Here is a 2,968-nt window from a genome sequence, read left to right as displayed (position 1 = left end):
GCACGTACCGGCACACGCCGCGCGAGCAGCCGTCGAAGCGGTCGGGCGCGCGGTAGGCGTAACCGAAGATCGTGCGCACCGCGGCGGGGGTGGCGACCCCGGCCGCGGCGGCGCGGTCGCCGGCCAGCCACGCGCGGAACAACTCCCCCGCCACCTTGCCGGGTGCGGGCGCCGCGGCGAGCGCAGGGGCGGCGGCGAGCGCGGGCGCGGTGGCGAGCGCGGGGGCGGCGGGAAGGCCGAGCGTCAGCGTGGCGGTCGCCGCGAGGGCGGCGCCGCCGAGAACCAGTCGTCTGGACACGCCCCGACGTTAGGACCCGCCCCTTGCGCAGGGATTGCTCCCGACTTGCAACCCTTGCCCCCGCCCCCGGTTCCCCCGCACCGGGGCGGATGCTCAGCGTGACGGCCTGTTCACGGATGACAAGCCGGGATCGTACAGTGTCAGGATGACGGTCGAGATCACGTGGTCGCGGCGGCGCGCGGCGACCGGCCGGGGCTCGCCGTCGCCCGCGCACCTGACGTAGCCGTCATCCTCACGGACGAGAAGGACCACCCCCATGGCTCAGATCAGTCCCCCCAGCCCGCCCGAGGCCGGCAGCGGCCAGCCCAGCCTGAAGCGGGTGATGGGCCCCGGCCTGTTGCTGCTGTTCATCGTCGGCGACATCCTCGGCACCGGCATCTACGCCCTGACCGGCCAGGTCGCCGGCGAGGTGGGCGGCGCGGCCTGGCTGCCCTTCACGATCGCCTTCGTCGTCGCGCTGATCACCGCCTGCTCCTACCTGGAGCTGGTGACCAAGTATCCGGAGGCCGCGGGCGCCGCCCTCTACGTGCACAAGGCGTTCGGCAAGCACGCGCTGACGTTCCTGGTGTGCTTCGCGGTGATGTGCTCGGGCATCACGTCGGCGTCGGCGGCCTCGCGGGCCTTCGCCGCCAACCTCGCCACCGGGTTCGGCCTCGACGCGGGCAACGGCGTCATCCTGCTGATCGCCGTGGGGTTCATGCTGCTGATCCTGGCCGTCAACCTGCGCGGCGTCGGCGAGAGCGTCAAGCTCAACGTCGTGCTCACCGCGGTCGAGCTGTCGGGGCTGCTGATGGTCATCGTGCTCAGCGGGTACTTCATCTCCGGCGGCCACGCCGACTTCTCCCGCGTCGTCGCCTTCGAGACGCCCGCCGACAAGGGCGTGTTCCTGGCCGTCAGCGCCGCGACGTCGCTGGCCTTCTTCGCCATGGTCGGGTTCGAGGACTCCGTCAACATGGCCGAGGAGACCAAGAACCCGACCCGGATCTTCCCGCGCATGATGTTCGCCGGCATCGGCATCACCGGGGTGATCTACGTGCTCGTGTCGATCTGCGCGGTCGCCGTCGTCCCGGTCGGTCAGCTCGCCGCCAGCGAGACGCCGCTGGTCACGGTGGTGCAGACGGCGGCTCCCGGCGTGCCGATCGCCTCGCTGCTGCCGTTCATCTCGATGTTCGCCGTCGCGAACTCGGCGCTGATCAACATGCTGATGGCCAGCCGGCTGCTGTACGGCATGAGCAAGCAGGGCGTGCTGCCGCCGTTCCTGTCGGCGGTCCACGCCACCCGGCGCACGCCGCACGCGGCGATCCTGTTCACCACGGTGATCGCCATCGGCCTCATCACGTTCGTCTCGCTGGTCCCCGACAGCCCCGTCGTGGCGCTGCTGGGCGGCACGACCTCGCTGCTGCTGCTGGCCGTCTTCGCGGCGGTCAACGTGGCGGTCCTCGTCCTGCGCCGCGACGTCACCGGCGCCGAGCATTTCAACGCGGGCCGGGTGCTCCCCGTGGTGGGCACGGTCACCTGCCTCTACCTGGTGCTGCCGTGGTCCTCCGGGCGTCCGGCGGGCCAGTACGAGATCGCCGGGATCCTGCTGGTGATCGGCGTGATCCTGTGGGCGGCGTCCTGGTCGTCGGCCAGGCGCCGGGCCGCCCGGCGACCATAAGACCGGCGACCTTAAGCCCGGCGGAAGCAGACCGTAAGCAGGCTCCGGCAAGCTGGGAACCACACAGAGCGAAACCGGAAGGGACATATCAGATGCGCAAGGTCAAGCTGCAGCTCCAGATCACCACCGACGGCTTCGTGGGCGGCCCCGCCGGCGAGATGGACTGGGTCACGTTCCCCTGGACCGACGACATCAACGCCCACGTCGCGGCGCTCTGGGAGCCGGTCGACACCATCGTGCTGGGCCGCAAGCTGGCCGAGGGCTTCATCCCGGCCTGGGAGTCGCGGCCGGCGGGCGAGACCGAGGAGGGCATCGACAAGATGATCAACACTCCGAAGGTCGTCATCTCCCGCAGCCTCACCGAGTCGCCCTGGAAGAACGCCGTCGTGGCGGGCGGCGACCCGGCCGAGACCATCGAGGAGCTGAAGGCGAAGCCCGGCGGCGACGTGATGGTGGCCGGCGGCGCCTCGATCGGCCGGCAGCTGATCTCGCGGGGGCTGATCGACGAGCTGCACCTGTTCGTCAACCCGGTCGCGATCGGGGCCGGGCTGCCGCTGTTCCCGGCGGGCGAGGGTTACCACCGGCTGCGCCTGGTCGGCGCACGCGCTTTCGACTGCGGCGTGGTGGGCCTGCACTACGAGCCGGAACGGTCCTGAGAGGTCCGCCCTCCACCGTGGCGGACCGTGAACCGCGGAAGGCGAAAGAGAGCACGTGCCCGGGAATGGCCTCCCGGGCACTTCGCTTTTTGGTCAGAACGTCGCTGACCAGGAGATAGTCCGGCCGTCAATGACGTCAAAGCGAAGGCCCGGGAGAATGGCGGTCAGTCCACCTCGACGGCGGCCTGGGCGAACTGGGCGGAGTAGAGGCGGGCGTAGGCGCCGTCCGCCGCCAGGAGGGCCTCGTGGGTGCCCTGCTCGACTCCGGCACGGCGCCGTCCGGGTCGGCGATCGTGATGTCGGCGACCACCGAGAGCAGCCTGCCGTCCAAGCCGGGAAAGCCGACGCCCAGCAGCT

3 protein-coding genes are annotated in these 2,968 nt (G+C 71.0%); 2 read left to right on the top strand and 1 reads right to left on the bottom strand.

What is annotated here, in order from left to right; translation table 11 throughout:
- On the bottom strand, window positions 1–298 hold a 298-nt coding region (locus tag ACWCSD_RS50675; protein ID WP_449926718.1), incomplete at its 3' end, for a hypothetical protein.
- 256 nt (window positions 299–554) lie between these two features.
- Between ACWCSD_RS50675 and ACWCSD_RS50670 the strand changes: the two genes are divergently transcribed.
- A complete protein-coding gene (locus ACWCSD_RS50670; RefSeq protein WP_387665386.1) occupies window positions 555–1,955 on the top strand; it encodes an APC family permease in 1,401 nt (466 codons plus the stop codon).
- 92 nt (window positions 1,956–2,047) lie between these two features.
- The gene (locus ACWCSD_RS50665) at window positions 2,048–2,611 is read left to right on the top strand and encodes a dihydrofolate reductase family protein (protein ID WP_397166557.1); all 564 of its coding nucleotides are present in this window, start codon (window positions 2,048–2,050) and stop codon (window positions 2,609–2,611) included.
- Window positions 2,612–2,968 lie beyond the last annotated feature (357 nt).

The organism is Nonomuraea sp. NPDC001684 (assembly GCF_053596515.1).
Note: the sequence above shows the minus strand (reverse complement) of the source record. Positions and strands in the feature narration are given on the sequence as shown.

Bases quoted from the DNA above. Each gene is read 5' to 3' on its own strand.
- ACWCSD_RS50665 (WP_397166557.1), top strand. From the start codon at position 2,048: ATGCGCAAGGTCAAGCTGCAGCTCCAGATCACCACCGACGGCTTCGTG.
- ACWCSD_RS50670 (WP_387665386.1), top strand. From the start codon at position 555: ATGGCTCAGATCAGTCCCCCCAGCCCGCCCGAGGCCGGCAGCGGCCAG.